The following is a 17,537-nucleotide window of genomic DNA, read 5'->3' as shown; positions in this document are numbered from 1 at the left end:
CGATTGTTGCAATTTTATTTGACTGCAAAACCCGGAAGACAGGAACACCAGAAAGCCGTGTTTACTGGATAGCACAACGCCTTTCTTTTGTTCCCTTCCTTGCCTACTTTGTCATGGCGTTGAGCAGGATTTCCAGGCAATAGGTTTTGCCCTTCAGGGCTGCTGCGGACAGCGGGGTGCATCCATTCTTATTCCGGGTGTTGAGATCTGCTCCGGCGTTGATCAGGAGTTTCACGCAGTCGCTGTTACCTTTTGCAGCAGCAACGTACAGCGGGGTGGCGCCATCCGAAGTCCGGTAGATGTTGAGATCCGCCCCGGCGTTGATCAGAAGTTCCACGCAGCCGGTATTGCCTTTCGCAGCAGCAATGTACAGCGGGGTGGCGCCATCCGAGGTTCGGCAGATGTTGAGATCCGCCCCGGCGTTGATCAGCAGTTTCAGGCTGTCGGTGTTATTTTTCAGGGCAGCGATGAACAGTGGGGTGTTACCATTTTCAGGCCGGGTGTTGAGACTCGCCCCGGCATTGGTCAGGAGTTTTACACAGTCGGTGTTATTTTCTTGGGCAGCGAAGAATAGAGGGGTGGCGCCATTTTTGGTTCGGGCGTCGAGATTGGCCTTGGCTTTGATCAGGGCTTTCACGCAGTCGGTATTGCCTTTCGCAGCAGCGATGAACAGCGGGTTGCTGCCATCCGAAGACAGGGGGATGTTGAGATTCGCCCCGGCGTCGATCAGAAGTTGCACGCAGTCGTTATTGCCCTCCTGAGCTGCGATGTACAGCGCAGTGGCGCTATTCTTAGTCCGGGCGTTGAGATCTGCCCCGGCGTTGATCAGGAGTTTCACACAGTCGGTATTGCCTTTCGCAGCAGCGGCGAGCAGTGGGGTGGCACCATCCGTAATCCTGGCGGCGTTGAGATCCGCCCCGGCATTGATCAGGAGTTTCACGCATTCGGTGTTATTTTTCTGGGCAGCCATGAAGAGTGGGGTGGTGCCATCCTCAGTCCGGGCGTTGAGATCCGCCTCGGCGTTGATCAGGAGTTTCAAACAGTCGGTATTGCCCTTCAGGACTGCGATGAACAGCGGGGTGGTGCTATCCGAAGTTCTGGCGGCGTTGATATTCGCACCGGCGTTGATCAGGAGTTTCACGCAGTCGGTATTGCCCTCCTGGACAGCGATGAAAAGCAGGGTGGCACCGTTCCTGGTTCGGGCGTCGAGATCTGCCCCGGCGCTGATCAGGAGTTTCACGCAGTCGGTATTGCCCTTCGCAGCAGCAACGTATAGCGGGGTGGCGCCATCCGAAGTCCTGGCGGCGTTGACATCCGCCCCGGCGTTGGTCAGGAGTTTTACGCAGTCGGTATTACCGTATTCAGCAGCGATGAGCAGTGCGGTGGCACCATTCGAACGGGCAGTGTCGAGGTTCGCCCCAGCGTTTATCAGACTTTTGACGACATTCATGTGACCCCGGCAGGATGCCAGCATCAAGGCAGTGAAGCCACCAGTCATAACGGCATTAACATTGACCCCTTCTGCCAGAGACCTCTCCACCTGATCCAGATCCCCGTTTAAACAGGCGCGAAAAAATGTCTTGTCGGGGAAAAATGTATCTGGGTGAGATTCACTGGTGTTCTGATTCACCACAGGCATTGGGTCTTGCCGACACATGGCGCACCGTCGTGAGCCGATGGGCTGATCAACAAAACACCTCGAAATACAGCCCAGATCGAAGCGTTGACCACAACATTGAGTTTTGACAACCACTGGCGTTTCACTTCGGCCATGGAAGAGAGCCAGACAAATAGGACAGTGATCGGCCTTCAGTGTCCATGGGGAGAGGGTGGTTAACAATGCCACACATAAGTAGAACATCTGTATTGGTCAATAAGCAGTGTGGGTTAGATACAAAAAAGCATATTAGTCCATTTATATGGCTATCAAAGTTTGCTGTGGCTAAATAATCACGCATTGCAAAACTCGGAAGATGGGAACAACTGAAAGCCCTGTTTGCTGGATAGCACAACGCGTTTCTTTTGTTGCCTTCCTTGCCTCAGTTCCCTACTTTGCTCCAGCCTTGATCAGAGCCTCCACGCAGCCGTTATGGCCTTTCAAGGCAGCAATGAAAAGTAGGCCGCCATCCATAGTATTGGCGGCATTGGGATCTGCCCCACCACTGATCAGGATTTCCACGCAATCGGTATGGCCTTGCCAGACTGCGATGAGAAGCGGGGTGACGCCATCCGAAGCCCGGGGGGTGTTGAGATCCACCTCGGCGTTGATCAGGAGTTTCAAGCACTCGGTGTTATTTTCTTGTATAGCGAAGAACAGCGGTGTGGTGCCATCCGACCTGGCGGCGTTGAAATCCGCCCCGGCGTTGATCAGGCGTTTCACACAGTCGGTATTGCCCATCTCGATTGCGATGAACAGCGGTGTGGCGCCATCCTCAGTCCGGGCGTTGAGATCCGCTCCGGCATTGATCAGGAGTTTCAGACAGTCGGTATTGCCCTTCAGGGCTGCCATGAACAGCGGGTTGGCGCCATCCGAAGTCCTGGTGGCGTTGATATTCGCCCCGGCGTTGATCAGGAGTTTCACGCAGTCGGTATTGCCCTTCTGGACAGCGATGTAAAGCGGGGTAGCGCCAGTCTTAGTGCGGGCGTTGAGAGCTGCCCTGGCGTTGATCAGGAGTTTCAAACAGTCGGTATTGCCCTCCCGTGCAGCGACGAAAAGCGGGGTGGCGCCATTCTCATCCGGGACATCGAGATCCGCCCCGGCGTTGATCAGGAGTTGCACGCAGTCGGTAATGCCCTCCTCAGCTGCGATGTATAGCGGGGTGGCGCCAAACGAACACCGGGCGTTGAGAGGCGCTCCCGCTTTGATCAGGATTTCCACGCAGTCGGTATTGCTCACTTCGGTTGCGACGGACAATGCAGTCGCGCCATCACTATTTCTGGCGGCTTTGAGATCTGCCCCAAAGTTGAGCAGGAGTTTCAGGCATTCGGCATTGTCCTCAAGGGCTGCGATGAACAGCGGGGTGGCACCATCCGATAAAGCAGCGTTGGGATTCGCACCGGCATTGAGCAGGAGTTTCACGCAGTCAGTATTGCCTTTCTGAGCTGCTTGGAACAGCGGGGTGCGGCCATCCGGCAAGGCAGTGTTGGGATTCGCACCGGCGTTGAGCAGGAGTTTCACGCAGTCAGTATTGCCTTTCTGAACTGCTTGGAACAGCGGGGTGCGGCCATCCACAGACCGGGCGTTGAGATCCGCTTCGGCGTTAATCAGGAGTTTCACGCAGTCGGTATTACCTCTCATAGCAGCAACCAACAGTGGGGTTGCGCTATACTCATTACCGGCGTTGAGGTCTGCCCCGGCGTTGATCAGGAGTTTAACACACTCGGTATTGCCTCTCGTGGCAGCGGCGAACAGCGGGGTGACGTCGTCCGAATTTCGGGCATTGATATCCGACATGGCTTCGATCAGGAGTTTCAGGCAGTCGGTATTGCCATTCAGGGCTGCGATGAACAGTGGGGTGGCACCCGCTACCACACCCCCGGTATTGAGATTCGCCCCGGCGTTGAGATCCGCTCCGGCGTTGGCCAGGAGTTTCACGCAGTCGGTATTGCCCTTCGAGGCTGCGATGAAAAGCGGGGTTGCGCCATCCGAAGTTCTGGCGGCGTTGAGATTGGCTCCGGCGTTGATCAGGAGTTTCACGCAGTCTGCATGACCGAACTCAGCAGCGACGAACACTGCGTTGGCACCGTTCGGACGGGCAGTGTCGAGGTTCGCCCCAGCGTTTATCAGGTGTTTGACGACATCCACGTGACCCCTGCTGGATGCTAACATCAAGGCAGTGAAGCCACCAATCATAACGGTATTGACATTGACTCCTTCTGCCAGTGACCTCTCCACCTGATCCAAATCCCCATATATACAGGCACGATAAAACGTCTGATCGGGGAAAAATGCATCCGGGTAAGCCTCACTGGTGTTCTGATTCACCACAGGCATCGGGTTTTGCCGACACATCGCGCACCGGCGTGAGCCGATGGGCTGTTTAACAAAAGACCTCGAAATACAGTCCAGATCGAAGCGGTAACCACAACATTGGGTTTTGACGACAACAGGCGCTTCACTTCGGTCATGAAAGGGAGCCAAACAAATAGGACACTGATCGGCCTTCAGTGTCCATGGGGAGAGAGTGGCGAGTAATGCCAAATATATGTAGAACATTCTGTGCCAGTCGATGAATGGTGCGGCCTGAGTACAGGAAAGTAATGATAGTTCATTTGTGTGTCTCTCAACGTTTGTTGTGGCTAAATAATCACCTGTTTCAAAAACTCAGAAGATAGGAACACCTGAGAGCCATGTTCACTGACACGATGCTTTTTTTGTTTCCTTCACCGCCTCTGTTCCCCACTCTGCCCCGGCGTTGATAAGGAACTTCACACAGTCGCTATTGCCCATCTCGATTGCTATGGACAGTGGCGTGGCGCCGTCCGAAGTCCGACAGATGTTGAGATCAGCCCCGGCGTTGCTCAGGAGTTCCACGCAGTCGGTATTGCCTTTCGCAACAGCAACGTGCAGCGGGATGGTGCCAGTCTTAGTTCGAGCGTTGAGATCCGCCCCGGCATTGATCAGGAGTTTCACGCATTTGGTGTTATTTTCGTGTGTAGCGATGAACAGCGCAGTGGTGCCATCCGGCAAGGCGGTGTTGAGATCAGCCCCGGCGTTGATCAGGAGTTCCACGCATTCGATGTTATTTTCTTGGGCAGCGATGAACAGCGGGGTGGTGCCATCCTCAATATGCGCATTGATATCCGCCTTGGCTTCGATCAGGATTTTCAGGCTGTCGATGTTATTTTGCTGAGCAGCCATGAACAGCGGGTTGGCACGATCCGTAATCCTGGCAGTGTTGAGATCCGCCCCGGCGTTGATCAGGAGTTTCACGCAGTCGGAATTGCCCCTCAAGGCCGCGATAAACAGCGAGGTGGAGCCATCCTCGGTCCGTGCGTTGAAATCCGCCCCGGCGTTGATCAGTATTTTCAGGCAGTCGGTATAGCCCTTCAGGGCTGCGATGAACAGCGAGGTGGCGCCATTCTTCGTCCGGGCGCTGACATCTGCCCCGGCGTCGAGAAGGAGTTTCACGCAGTCAATGTTGCCCTTCTGGGCTGCAATGAATAGCGCTGTGGCGCCATCCGACAAGGCGGCGTTGAGATCCGCCCCGGCGTTGATCAGGAGTTCCAGGCAGTCTGTGTTATTTTCCTGGGCAGCGATGAACAGCGGTGTGGCGCCACCCGACATGGCGGCGTTGAGACTCGCCTTGGCTTCGATCAGGGCTTTCACGCAGTCGGTATTGCCTTTTGCCGCAGCTACTAACAGCGGGGTGGAGCCATCTATAGTCCGAGTGGCGTTGAGATCCGCCCCAGCTTCGATCAGGGCTGTCAAGCAGTCAATGTTATTTTCCTGGGCAGCGATGAACAGCGGGGTGGAGCCATCCGACAAGGCGGCGTTGAGATCCGCCCCGGCGTTGATCAGGAGTTTCACGCAGACTATGTTATTTTCCTGGGCAGCGATGAACAGCGGTGTGGCGCCACCCGACATGGCGGCGTTGAGATCTGCCTCAGCTTCGATCAGGATTTTTACGCAGTCGTTGTTATTTTGCTGTGCAGCGATGAGCAGCGGGGTGGCGTTATTCCAAGTCCGGGAGGCGTTGACGTTCGCCCCGGCTGCTATCAGTCGTTGAACGACGGCATTGTTCCCGTTATTGGATGCCAACATCAAAGCAGTGTAATCATAAGCCATAACCGCATTGACATTGACTCCTACTGCCAGTGACCTCTCCACCTGATCCAAATCCCCGTTTAAACAGGCATGATAAAACGTCAGATCGGGGAAAAATGTATCCGGGTGAGATTCACTGGTGTTCTCATTCACCACAGGCATCGGGTCTTGCCGACACATCGCGCAGCGGCGTGAGCCGGTGGGCTGATCAACAAAATACCTCGAAATACAGTCCAGATCGAAGCGGTGACCACAACATTGGGTTTTGACGACCACAGGCGCTACATGACGGTCATGGAAGTGAACTAAACAAATAGGACAGGGATCGGCTTCCAGCGTCCATGGGGAGAGGGTAGCGAGTAATGCCAAAGATAAGAAGAACATCTGTGTTGGTCAATAAGTAGTGTGGGTTGGATACAAAAAAGGAATGCTAGCTCATTTATATGGCTATCAAAGTTTGCTGTGGTCAAACAATCACCTGTTTCAAAAACGCAGAAGATGGGAACACCTGAGAGCCATGGTTACTGGATAGAATGAGGCCTTTCTTCTGTTCTCTTCCCTGCCTCAGTCCCCTTCTTTGCCCCAGCCTCGATCAGGGCTTTCATGCAGTCGGTATTGCCCATCCTGGTTGCGATGGACAGTGGGGTTTTGCCATTTGGAAAGGCAGTGTTGAGATCTGCCCCGGCGTTGATCAGGAGTTTCACGCAGTTGGTATTGCCCTTATAGGCTGCGGCGTGGAGGGGGGTGGCGGCACTCTTAATCCGGCTGTTGAGATCCGCACCGGTATTGATCAGTAGTTTCAAGCAGTCGATATTGCCCTCCCGGGCAGCAACGAACAGAGGCGTGGAGCCATCCGACAAGGCGGCGTCGGTTTTCGCCCCGGCGTTGATCAGGAGTTTCACGCAGTCGGTATTGCCCTTATAGGCTGCGGCGTGGAGGGGGGTGGCGCCACTCTTAATCCGGCTGTTGATATCCGCACCGGTATTGATCAGTAGTTTCAAGCAGTCGATATTGCCCTCCCGGGCAGCAACGAACAGAGGCGTGGAGCCATCCGACAAGGCGGCGTCGGTTTCCGCCCCGGCGTTGATCAGGAGTTTCACGCAGTCGGTATTGCCCTCCTGAGTTGCGATGTATAGCGGGGTGGCGCCATTTTTATTTGGGGCATTGATATTCGCCTTGGCTTCGATCAGGGCTTTCAAGCAGTCGGCATTTCCTCTCGCAGCAGCGGCGAATAGCGGAGTGGCACCATCAGCAGTCCGAGCGGCGTTGACGTCCGCCCCAGCATCGATCAGGAGTTTCAGGCATTCTGTATTGCCTCTCTCAGCAGCGGCGTACAGAGGGGTGATGCCATCCGAAGTTCGGGGATTGATATCCGTCTCGGCGTTGATCAGTATTTTCACGCCGTCGGTGTTATTTTTCAGGGCAGCGATGAACAGCGGGCTAGCGCCATTCCTGGTTCGGGCGTTGGGCTCTGCCCCAGCGTTGGTCAGGAGTTGTATGCAGCCGGTATTGCCTTTCGCAGCAGCAGCGAACAGCGGGGTTGCGCCATCCGAAGTTCGGTTGGCGTTGAGATCCGCCCCGGAGCTAATCAGTATTTTCACGCAGTCGGTGTTATTTTCTTGGGCAGCGATGAATAGCGCGGTAACGCCATCCGACGAGGCGGCGTTGAGATTTGCCCCGGCCTTGACCAGGAGTTTCACGCAGTCGGTATTGCCTCTCAAAGTAGCAACGTGCAGCGGGGTGGCGCCAGTATTAGTGTGAGTGTTGACCTCCGCCCCGGCGTTGATCAGGCGTTTCACGCAGTCGGTATTGCCCTCCTGTGATGCGATGAACAGCGAGGTGACGCCATCCTCAGTCCGAGCGTTGACGTCCGCCCCGGCTTTGATAAGGCGTTCGACGACCTCGTGGTCCCCAATGGATGCCAACATCAAGGGAGTGAAATCATCAGTCATAATGGCATTGACATTGACTCCTTCTGCAAGAGACCTCTCCACCTGATCCAGATCCCCGTTTAAACAGGCAAGATAAAAGGTCTGATCGGGGAAAAATCTATCCGGGTAAGATTCACTGGTGTTCAGGTTCACCATAGGCATCGGGTCTTGCCGACACATCGCGCATTGGCGTGAGCCGATGGGCTGATCAAGAAAACACCTCGAAATACAGTCCAGATCGAAGCGTTGACCACAGCATTGGGTTTTGACAACCACAGGCGCTTCACTTCGGCCATGAAAGTGAGCCAGACAAACAGGACAGTGATCGGCCTTCAGTGTCCATGGGAAGAGGGTAGCGAGCAATGCCAGACATAAGTAGAACATCTGTGTTGGTCAAAGCAGTGTGGGTGAGATACAGAAAAGCATATTAGTTCATTTATGTGGCTATCAAAGTTTTCTGCGAATAAATAGTCACTCCTTTGTATGACTCTGAGTCTGGGAACACCTGAACGCTGTTTTTACTGGATAGCAAAATGCCTTTCTTTTGTTCCCTTCCTTTCCCTGGCCTCGATAAGGGCTTTCAAGCAGTCGCTATGGCTGCGATAGACAGTGGGGTGGTGCCATCCAAAGTCCTGGCGACGCTGAGATCTGCCTCGGCTTCGATCAGTGCTTTCAGGCATTCGGTATTGCCTTTCTCAGCAGCGACGAACAGCGGGGTGGCGCCACCCGAAGTCGTGGCGGCGTTGAGATCTGCCCCGACGTGGATCAGGATTTCCACGCAATCGGTGCAGCCCCTCCAGGCTGCGATAAATAGCGGGGTGGCGCCATCCGTAGTCCTGGCGGCACATCGCACACCGTCGCGAGCCGATGGGCTGACCAACAAAAGACTTTGAAATACAGTCCAGATCGAAGCGGTGTCCACAACATTGGGTTGTGACGACCACAGACGCTTCACTTCGGGCATGGAAGGGAGCCAAACAAATAGGACATATATCGGCCTCCAGTGCCGACGGGGAGAAGGCAGCGAGCAATGCCATACATAAGTAGAACATCGTATTATCAATGAGTTGTCCGGGTCAGTCACAAAGGAGGTATGATAGTTCATTGGTATGGCTATCAAAGTTTGCTCTGGCTAAATAACCACGCATTGCAAAACTCGGAAGGTGGGAACACCTGAAAGCCCTATTTTGCTCCAGCCTTGATCAAGGCTTCCACGCAGTCGATATTGCCCAGCTCGGTTGCGATGGACAGTGGAGTTTCGCCAGTCAGCATGGCAGCGTTGAGATCCGCCCCGGCGTTGATCAGGAGTTTCAAACAGTCGATGTTATTTTCCTGGGCAGCGATGGACAGCGGGGTGGTGCCATCCGGCAAGGCAGCGTTGAGATCCGCTCCGGCGTGGATCAGGCGTTTCACGCAATCGGTATTACCATAGTTAACAGCGAAGAGCAGTGCAGTGGGACGAGTCGAACCGGCAGCGTCGAGGTTCGCCCCAGCGTTGATCAGGCGTTCGACGACGTCTATGTGCCCCAGGCCGGATGCCAACATCAGGGCAGTGTAATCATCAATCATAACCGCATTGACATTGACTCCTTCTGCCAGAGACCTCTCCACCTGATCCAGATCCCCGAATAAACAGGCACGAAAAAATGTTCGATCGGGGAAAAATGTATCCGGGTGAGATTCACTGGTGTTCTGATTAACCAAAGGCATCGGGTCTTGCCGACACATCGCGCACCGGCGTGAGCCGATGGGCTGATCAGTAAAATATCTCGAAATACAGTCCAGATCGAAGCGTTGGCAACAACATTGGGTTGTGACGACCACGGGCGGTACACTTCGACCATGGAAGGGAGCCAGACAAATAGGACATTGATCGGCCTCTGGTGTCGATGGGAAGAAGGCAGCAAGCAATGCCATACATAAATAGAACATCTGGATTGGTCAAAAGTGTTAAGGGTTAGATACAAAAAAGCATTAAAATCATTCCATCGCTTCCATGATGAATGGTGGTGCTTCCCTGCTCCAAACTATCTGTAAAATATCGTTGAAAGGATATTGCAGCAGAAACCGTCATCAACACTGCAACCAGAGAAATGGTATGTAGAGAAACGCAAGGTCATTTTTATAATGGCGTTCCATGAAGTGTCTTCGCCTGAGGATGGCCACAATGATTGACTGCAAATGCTGATAAAAGCATAGCGACTACAAGAAAACCGGCAACTCCTCCGAGGAATGCGTACAAGGCGGTGTAATCGTTATCAGGACGCACTGGAAAGAATACATTGTTCCAGTTTTCGTTCGCATATTCATTTTTAGTGTGAATTTTAGTCAGCTGATGAATCCCGGCCCCATCAATTCTGTACTCGAGTAAATAGCCATTGCCATCACTGAGTGAAAAATAACCAGGCTCCAGTTCAAGATTTAATATGGCAAGAGTCATGCCCTCTTTATTTTTGATAACAATTTGAGTGCCGACATTTTCGGGAATGGCTTCCGAAGCGTCTGGCATGAATCGTCTCGTTGAGGACAGTATGGATGAGGATGGTGCCGAAGAAGACATTGTTGCTGAAGGGCTGATTGTTGTATACGCCATACCATTATTATCAGACATTGCAACTGACGCTATTGCATCCTCTGATTTCCAAGCCACTTCGATTGAATATTCAAGCTCTTTTTCCAAACTCAGAATGGGTTTGAAGGACTTAAACTCGCGCCCTTTTGGCATTAAACCCTGTAGTCCAGTTGTATTACGGGAAGTCAAATTAGTATTTATAAGAGTGTCGTTTGCAGACAGATCTGAATGAGGTGGTAGAGCCGTGCTATTGGTAGCAGTACCATTGATTGCAGAAGCTGATGTGTCAGACTTGTATAAAACGTCTTTCAACAAGATGGGTGCTGGCGTTGAACTGAAAACAGTATTATCAATAACACTGTCTTCATTGTCCTCATAGTAACCAAGATATAACTTTGAGGAGTCTTCTGGATTTTCGATTAAAATGAGATGAAACAAAGTTTTCAGTGATGCATGCCCCCTGAGTGTGTAGTAAAGAAAATCAGACTCTTTAGTCTGAAAGCGGACTTTTGATTCGATTTTGTTTATTGGCTGACTCCCTCGAGCGGACTTCCCCAGCGGGTTTATGGAGACAGATATTTTTTTAGAGGTGGACAGGGAGTAGCCTTTCATGAATTTTGCAATTTTAACTCTGGCTCTTGATACTGATGATTTTATGTAGCTTGTCACTTTGTGACCGCTTTTTTTTGAACCGCCACCCTTGTGACTGCCACCCTTGTAACTGCCACCCTTGTAACTGCCTCCTTTTGAACCGCTACTTCTTCCACCTCCTGAGGAACCTCCGCCTCTGCGGGCCTCTCTTCTGTCTCTTTGAGAAACTACACCGCCCTTTTCAGGAGCGGCATACTCCTGAGGATCGTATTGCAAAAAGCCATCTGCACTGATCTCATTATTCACAGCCCAAAGGGAAGAACAAAATGGAAGTATCAAGGCCAGAAAAAGGCTTGAAAGTATTTTCATGATTCTATGGACCGCCTGTAGGATAAATACCAAAAGAAAAGGGTAATCCCCGTACCTAACCGATTGCTTGAGAGACCGCCGGAGTAGAGGGAAGCTTAGACATCACATTTTTACCTGTCCAATCAAAACACTTGTAGATTTCCATGGAGTTTATTGAATGGTGCTAATGTTCAATTTTTAAAAATATGATCGTTCGCACAGGTATGGTCGATAAAGCTTGATAGTTCATCTACATCGCTTACAAAGTTTGCTGTGGCTAAATAATCACGCATTGCAAAACTCGGAAGATGGGAACACTTGAAAGCCCTGTTTGTTGGATAGCACAACGCGTTTCTTTTGTTGCCTTCCTTGCCTCAGTTCCCTATTTTGCTCCAGCCTTGATCAGGGCTTCCACGCAGTCGATATTGCCCAGCTCGGTTACGATGGACAGCGGAGTGTCCCCAGTCGGCAAGGCAGCGTTGAGATCCGCGCCGACGTTGATCAGGAGTTTCGCGCAGTCGGTATTGCCCTTCAGGATTGCGATCAACAGCGGAGTCGCGCCCTTCTCATACCGGGCGTTGAGATCCGCCCCGGCGTCGACCAGGATTTTCAGGCAGTCGATGTTATTTTGTTGGGCAGCGATATACAGCGGGGTGGCGCCATTCAGCAGGGCAGCGTTGAGATCCGCCCCGGCGTTGATCAGGAGTGGCAGGCATTCGGTGTTATTTTTTTGGGCAGCGATTAACAACGGGTTGGCGCCATGTTCATTCCGGGCGTTGAGATCCGCCCCGGCGTTGATCAGGAGTTTCAAACAGTCGGTATTGCCTTTTAGAGCTGCGGTATAGAGCGGGGTGGCGCCATTCCTTTTTCGGGCTTCGAGATTCGCCCTGGCTTTGATCAGGGCTTTCAAGCTGTCAGTATTGCCATTCACGGCAGCGACGAAAAGAGGGGTGGCACCATCCGTAATCCTGGCGGCGTTGAGATCCGCCCCGGCTTCGATCAGGATTATCACGCAGTCGGTATTGCCCTCCTGAGCTGCGATGTATAGCGAGGTGGCGCTATTCCTGATCCGGGCATCGGGATTCGCCCCGGCGTTGATCAGGAGTTTTATGCAGTCGGTATTGCCTTTCATAGCAGCAATTTGCAGTGGGGTGGCGCCATCCGAAGTCCTGGCGGTGTTGGGGTCCGCCCCGGCGCTGATCAGGAGTTTCACGCAGTCGATGTTATTTTCCTGGGCAGCTACGAACAGTGCGGTGGCACCAGTCGAACAGGCGGCGTCGAGGTTCGCCCCAGCGCTGATCAGGCGTTCGACGATGGCCTTGTTCCCGTTATTGGATGCCAACATCAAGGCAGTGAAATCATAAGTCATAACCGCATTGACATTGACTCCTTCTGCCAGAGACCTCTCCACCTGATCCAGATCCCCGTCTAAACAGGCACGAAAAAATGTCTTATCGGGGAAAAATGTATCCGGGTGAGATTCACTGGTGTTCTGATTCATCACAGGCATCGGGTCTTGCCGACACATCGCGCAACGTCGCGAGCCGATGGGCTGATTAAAAAAACACCTCGAAATACAGTCGAGATCGAAGCGGTGTCCACAACATTGGGTTTTGACAACCACAGGCGCTTCACTTCGGCCATGGAAGGGAGCCAGGCAAATAGGACAGTGATCGGCCTTCACTGTCCATGGGGAGAGGGTAGCGAGCAATGCCACATATAAGTAGAACATCTGTGTTGGTCAATAAGCAGTACGGGTTAGATACGAAAAAGCATGTTAGTTCATTTACTGAATATCAAAGTTTCCTATGGCCAAATAATCACCTGTTTTAAGAACTCAGAAGATGGGAGCACTTGAGAGCCGTATTGACTGAACAATATAATGCCTTTCTTTCATTTCTTTTACTGCCTCTGATCCCTACTCTGCCCCGGCGTTGATCAGGAGTTCCACACAGTCGGTATTGCCCATCGCGGTTGCGATGAAGAGCGGGGTGGCGCCAGTCTTAGTCCGGGCGTTGAGATCCGCCCCGGCGTTAATCAGGAGTTTCACGCAGTCGGTATTACCCTCCCCGGCGGCGATGTAAAGCGGGGTGGCGCCATTCTTGGTTCGGGTGTCGAGATTCGCTTTGGCCTTGATCAGGGCTTTCATGCAGTAGGTATTGCCTATTGCAGCGGCGATGAACAGTGGGGTGCTGCCATCCGAAGTCAGGGGGGTGTTGAGATTCGCCCCGGCGTCGATCAGGAGTTGCACGCAGTCGGTATATCCCTCCTGAGCTGCGATGTATAGTGGGGTGGCGCTATCCTCAGTCCGGGCATCGAGATCCGCCCCTGCCTTGATCAGGATTTCCATGCAGTCGCTATTGCCCTTCCAGGCAGCGATGAAAAGCGGTGTGGCGCCATCCAGAGTCGGGAGGGTGTTGACATCTGCCCCGGCATTGATCAGGCGTTTCACGCAGTCGGTATTGCCTCTCGCAGCAGCGGCGAACAGTGGGGTGGCAGCATCCGTAATCCTGGCGGCGTTGAGATCCGCCCCGGCTCCGATCAGGGTTATCAGGCTGTCGGTATTGCCTTTTTGGGCTGCGATGAACAGAGGGGTGGAGCCATTCTCGACCCGGGCGTTGATGTTTGCCCCGGCGTTGATCAGGAGTTTCACGCAGTCGGTGTTATTTTCTTGGGCAGCGATGAAGAGCGGGGTGTCGCCATCCGGACTCAGGGCGGCGTTAACGTCCGCCCCGGCGTTGATCAGGCGTTTCACGCAGTCGGTATTGCCTTTTGCAGCAGCGGCGAACAGTGGGGTGGCAGCATCCGTAATCCTGGCGGTGTTGAGATCCGCCCCGGCTTCGATCAGGATTTCCACGCAGTCGCTATTGCCTTTCCAGGCTGCGATGAAAAGCGGGGTGGCGCCATCCGAAGTCCGGACGCTGTTGACATCCGCCTTGGCGTTGATCAGGAGTTGCAAGCAGTCGGTGTTATTTCTCTGGGCAGCGATGAAGAGCGGGGTGTCGCCATCCGACGAGACAGCGTTGACATCCGCCCCGGCTTTGATCAGGAGTTTCAAACAGTCGATGTTATTTTCCTGGGCAGCGATGGCTAGCGAGGTGGCGCCACCCTCAGAGCGGGCGTTGAGATCTGCCCCGGCGTTAATCAGGAGCTTCACACAGTCGATGTTATTTTCCCGGGTAGCGATGAACAATGGGGAATTAGCAGTCGAACAGGCGGCACCGTCGAGGTTCGCTCCGGCGTTGATCAGGCGTTCGACGACGGCCTTGTTCCCGTTTTTGGCTGCCAACATCAAGGCAGTGAAATCATGAGTCATAACCGCATTGACATTGACTCCTTCTGCCAGAGACCTTTCCACCTGATCCAAATCCCCGCTTAAACAGGCACAAAAAAATGTCAGATCGGGAAAAAATGTATCCGGATGAGATTCACTGGTGTTTTGATTCACCATAGGCGTCGGGTTTTGCCGACACATCGCGCACTGGCGTGAGCCAATGGGCTGACCGGAAAAACATTTCGAAACACAGTCCAGATCGAAGCGATGGCCACAACATTGGGCTTTGACAATCACAGGCGCTAAACTCCGGCCCTGGAAGGGAACCAGACAAACAGGACAGTGATCAGCCTTCAGTGACCATGGGGAGAGGGTAGCGAGCAATGTCACGTATAAGTAGAACATCTGTGTTGCCCGATAAGCAGCTCGGGTTAGATACAAAAAAGCATGATAGTTCATTTATGTGGCTATCAAAGTTTTCTGCGAATAAATAGTCACTCCTTTGTATGACTCTGAGTCTGGGAACACCTGAATGCTGTTTTTACTGGATAGCAAAATGCCTTTCTTTTGTTCCCTTCCTTTCCCTGGCCTCGATCAGGGCTTTCACGCAGTCGGTATAACCCAACCTGGTTGCGATAGACAGTGGGGTGGCGCCATCCAAAGTCCTGGCGACGCTGAGATCTGCCTCGGCTTCGATCAGTGCTTTCAGGCATTCGGTATTGCCTTTCTCAGCAGCGACGAAGAGCGGGGTAGCGCCACCCGAAGTCGTGGCGGCGTTGAGATCTGCCCCGACGTGGATCAGGATTTCCACGCAATCGGTGCAGCCCCTCCAGGCTGCGATAAATAGCGGGGTGGCGCCATCTATAGTCCTGGCGGCGTTGAGATCCGCCCCGGCTTGGATCAGGATTTCCACGCAATCGGTATAACCTCTCCAGATTGCGGTGACAAGCGGGGTGGTGCCATCCGAAGTTCTGGCGGCGTTGAGATCCGCCCCGGCGTTGCTCAGGAGTTGCACGCATTCGGTGTTATTTTTCTGGGCAGCGATAAACAGCGGGGTGGCACCATTCACCAGGGCAGCGTTGAGAGCCGCCCCGGCGTTGATCAGGAGTTTCACGCAGTCGGGGTTATTTTCCCGGGCAGCGAAGAACAGCGCAGTAGCACCGGTCGAATGGGCGGCATTGAGGTTCGCCCCGGCGTTGATAAGGCGTTCGACGACGTCCGTGTGCCCCCCGTAGGATGCTAACATCAAGGCCGTGAAATCATCAGCCATGACGGCATTGACATTGACGCCTTCTGTCAGTGACCTCTCCACCAGATCCAAATCCCCGTCATAACAGGCATCATAAAACGTATGATCGGGGAAAAATGTATCCGTGAGAGATTCACCGGTGTTTTGATTCAGCAAAGGCATCGGGTTTTGCCGGCACATCGCGCAATGGCGTGAGCCGATGGGCTGATTAAAAAAACACCTCGTTATACAGTCCAGATCGAAGAGTTGGCCGCAACATTGGGTTTTGACGACCTCAGTCGCTGCATCACTGCTACGGAAGTAATCCAGACAAATAGGACATTGATCGGCCTTCAGTGTCCAGGAGAGGGTAGTGAGCAATGCCATCCATAAGTAAAACATCTGTGCTGGCCAATAAGTAGTTCGGGTTAGGTACAAAGAAGCTATGGTAGTTCATTTGTATGGCTATCCAATGTTCCCTACTTTGCCCCGGCCTTTATCAGGAGTCCTATGCAGTCGGTATTGCCATTCAGGGCTGCTGCGGACAGCGGGGTGGCGCCGTCTGAAGTCCGGAGGGTGTTGACATCTGCCCCCGCGTCGATCAGCAGTTTCATGATGTCGGCGTTACCATACTCAGCAGCGATGAACAGTGCGGTGGAACCATCCAAGCGGGCCACTTCGAGGTTCGCGCCGGTGTTGATCAGGATTTCCACGCAATCGGTATGGCCCTTCAGAGCTGCAAAGATCAACACGGTGGTGCCATCCGTAGCCCGGGTGTTGAGATTCGCCCCGGCATTGATCAAGAGTTTCATAGAGTCGGCGTTATTTTCCTGGGCTGCGACAAACAGTGGTGGCACACCATTCGGAGTGGCGGCGTTGAGATTTGCCTTGGCTTCAATCAGGAGTTTCAGGCTGTCGATGTTATTGTGTCGGACCGCCACGAGCAAAGCATTGGAGCCAATCTTGTTCTGGGCGTCGAGATCTGCCCCGGCATTGATCAGTATTTTTACACAGTCGGTGTTATTTTTTTGTACAGCCATGTGCAGTGGGGTGAAGCCATTCTGGGCCCGGGCGTTGAGATTCGCCTCGGCTTCGATCAGTGCTTTTACGCAGTCGGTATTGCCTTTTCCGGCAGCGATGAACAGCGGGGTGGCGCCATACTCAGACCGTGCGTTGACATCCGCCCCGGCGCTGATCAGGAGTTTCACGCAGTCGATGTTATTTTCCTGAGCAGCGATGGACAGTGCGGTGGCACCAGTCGAACAGGCGGCGTCGAGGTTCGCCCCGGCGTTGATCAGGCGTTCGACGACGTCCTTGTTCCCGTCACTGGATGCCAACATTAAGGCAGTGAAGCCACCAATCACAACGGCATTGACATTGACTCCTTCTGCCAGTGACCTCTCCACCCGATCCAGATCCCCGTTTATACAGGCTAGATAAAACGCCTGATCGGGGAAAAATGTATCCGGGTGAGATTCACTGGTGTTCTGATTCACCAAAGGCATCGGGTCTTGCCGACACATCGCGCACCGGCGTGAGCCGATGGGCTGATCAGTAAAATATCTCGAAATACAGTCCAGATCGAAGCGTTGGCAACAACATTGGGTTGTGACGACCACGGGCGGTACACTTCGACCATGGAAGGGAGACAGGCAAATAGGACATTGATCGGCCTCCGGTGTCGACGGGAAGAAGGCAGCGAGCAATGCCATACATAAATAGAACATCTGGATTGGTCAAAAGTGTTAAGGGTTAGATACAAAAAAAGTATATTAGTCCATTGGTATGGCTACCAAAGTTTGCTACGGCTAAACAATCACGAATTT

General features: G+C 53.2%; 11 protein-coding genes and 1 pseudogene. All 12 read right to left on the bottom strand.

Features of this window, described 5'->3' with window-relative positions; translation table 11 throughout:
- Window positions 1-103: 103 nt before the first annotated feature.
- Window positions 104-1,861, bottom strand: coding sequence for an ankyrin repeat domain-containing protein (locus tag ACOJUO_RS04845; protein ID WP_422135607.1), 1,758 nt, complete (start codon window positions 1,859-1,861; stop codon window positions 104-106).
- Between the two features lie 186 nt (window positions 1,862-2,047).
- Entirely contained in the window at window positions 2,048-4,216 is a 2,169-nt protein-coding gene (locus ACOJUO_RS04840) for an ankyrin repeat domain-containing protein (RefSeq protein WP_422139099.1), read from the bottom strand.
- A gap of 138 nt (window positions 4,217-4,354) precedes the next feature.
- Window positions 4,355-6,151, bottom strand: coding sequence for an ankyrin repeat domain-containing protein (locus ACOJUO_RS04835; RefSeq protein ID WP_422135605.1), 1,797 nt, complete (start codon window positions 6,149-6,151; stop codon window positions 4,355-4,357).
- A 137-nt stretch (window positions 6,152-6,288) separates the two neighbouring features.
- The gene (locus ACOJUO_RS04830) at window positions 6,289-8,082 is read right to left on the bottom strand and encodes an ankyrin repeat domain-containing protein (protein WP_422139098.1); all 1,794 of its coding nucleotides are present in this window, start codon (window positions 8,080-8,082) and stop codon (window positions 6,289-6,291) included.
- Between the two features lie 196 nt (window positions 8,083-8,278).
- Window positions 8,279-8,662: an ankyrin repeat domain-containing protein gene (locus tag ACOJUO_RS04825; RefSeq protein WP_422139097.1), complete on the bottom strand. Its 384-nt coding sequence runs from the start codon at window positions 8,660-8,662 to the stop codon at window positions 8,279-8,281.
- A pseudogene (locus tag ACOJUO_RS04820) lies at window positions 8,604-8,735 on the bottom strand (hypothetical protein); the annotation flags it as partial. The pseudogene ACOJUO_RS04820 and the gene ACOJUO_RS04825, both read right to left, overlap by 59 nt.
- A 145-nt stretch (window positions 8,736-8,880) precedes the next feature.
- Window positions 8,881-9,630 carry an ankyrin repeat domain-containing protein gene (locus tag ACOJUO_RS04815; protein ID WP_422135602.1) on the bottom strand — a complete coding sequence of 250 codons (750 nt, stop codon included), beginning with the start codon at window positions 9,628-9,630 and terminating at the stop codon, window positions 8,881-8,883.
- Between the two features lie 190 nt (window positions 9,631-9,820).
- Entirely contained in the window at window positions 9,821-11,230 is a 1,410-nt protein-coding gene (locus ACOJUO_RS04810) for a hypothetical protein (RefSeq protein WP_422139096.1), read from the bottom strand.
- Window positions 11,231-11,591: 361 nt separating this feature from the next.
- Window positions 11,592-12,941: an ankyrin repeat domain-containing protein gene (locus ACOJUO_RS04805; protein WP_422135600.1), complete on the bottom strand. Its 1,350-nt coding sequence runs from the start codon at window positions 12,939-12,941 to the stop codon at window positions 11,592-11,594.
- A 186-nt stretch (window positions 12,942-13,127) separates the two neighbouring features.
- Window positions 13,128-14,888, bottom strand: a complete 1,761-nt coding sequence (locus tag ACOJUO_RS04800; RefSeq protein WP_422139095.1) for an ankyrin repeat domain-containing protein — start codon at window positions 14,886-14,888, stop codon at window positions 13,128-13,130.
- A 136-nt stretch (window positions 14,889-15,024) separates the two neighbouring features.
- Window positions 15,025-16,113, bottom strand: coding sequence for an ankyrin repeat domain-containing protein (locus tag ACOJUO_RS04795; RefSeq protein ID WP_422139094.1), 1,089 nt, complete (start codon window positions 16,111-16,113; stop codon window positions 15,025-15,027).
- A 77-nt stretch (window positions 16,114-16,190) separates the two neighbouring features.
- The gene (locus tag ACOJUO_RS04790; RefSeq protein ID WP_422139093.1) at window positions 16,191-17,438 is read right to left on the bottom strand and encodes an ankyrin repeat domain-containing protein; all 1,248 of its coding nucleotides are present in this window, start codon (window positions 17,436-17,438) and stop codon (window positions 16,191-16,193) included.
- Window positions 17,439-17,537: the final 99 nt, after the last annotated feature.

The organism is Endozoicomonas sp. ALC020 (genome assembly GCF_049275935.1).
Taxonomy (GTDB): Bacteria; Pseudomonadota; Gammaproteobacteria; order Pseudomonadales; family Endozoicomonadaceae; genus Endozoicomonas_A.
The sequence above is the reverse complement of the archived record's forward strand: the minus strand, read 5'-3'. Positions and strand labels throughout refer to the sequence as shown.

Coding starts and splice junctions, on each gene's coding strand:
- ACOJUO_RS04810 (WP_422139096.1), bottom strand. CDS start 11,230: ATGAAAATACTTTCAAGCCTTTTTCTGGCCTTGATACTTCCATTTTGT.
- ACOJUO_RS04845 (WP_422135607.1), bottom strand. CDS start 1,861: ATGTTCTACTTATGTGTGGCATTGTTAACCACCCTCTCCCCATGGACA.
- ACOJUO_RS04835 (WP_422135605.1), bottom strand. CDS start 6,151: ATGTTCTTCTTATCTTTGGCATTACTCGCTACCCTCTCCCCATGGACG.
- ACOJUO_RS04800 (WP_422139095.1), bottom strand. CDS start 14,888: ATGTTCTACTTATACGTGACATTGCTCGCTACCCTCTCCCCATGGTCA.
- ACOJUO_RS04815 (WP_422135602.1), bottom strand. CDS start 9,630: ATGTTCTATTTATGTATGGCATTGCTTGCTGCCTTCTTCCCATCGACA.
- ACOJUO_RS04830 (WP_422139098.1), bottom strand. CDS start 8,082: ATGTTCTACTTATGTCTGGCATTGCTCGCTACCCTCTTCCCATGGACA.
- ACOJUO_RS04825 (WP_422139097.1), bottom strand. CDS start 8,662: ATGCCCGAAGTGAAGCGTCTGTGGTCGTCACAACCCAATGTTGTGGAC.
- ACOJUO_RS04795 (WP_422139094.1), bottom strand. CDS start 16,113: ATGTTTTACTTATGGATGGCATTGCTCACTACCCTCTCCTGGACACTG.
- ACOJUO_RS04805 (WP_422135600.1), bottom strand. CDS start 12,941: ATGTTCTACTTATATGTGGCATTGCTCGCTACCCTCTCCCCATGGACA.
- ACOJUO_RS04790 (WP_422139093.1), bottom strand. CDS start 17,438: ATGTTCTATTTATGTATGGCATTGCTCGCTGCCTTCTTCCCGTCGACA.
- ACOJUO_RS04840 (WP_422139099.1), bottom strand. CDS start 4,216: ATGTTCTACATATATTTGGCATTACTCGCCACTCTCTCCCCATGGACA.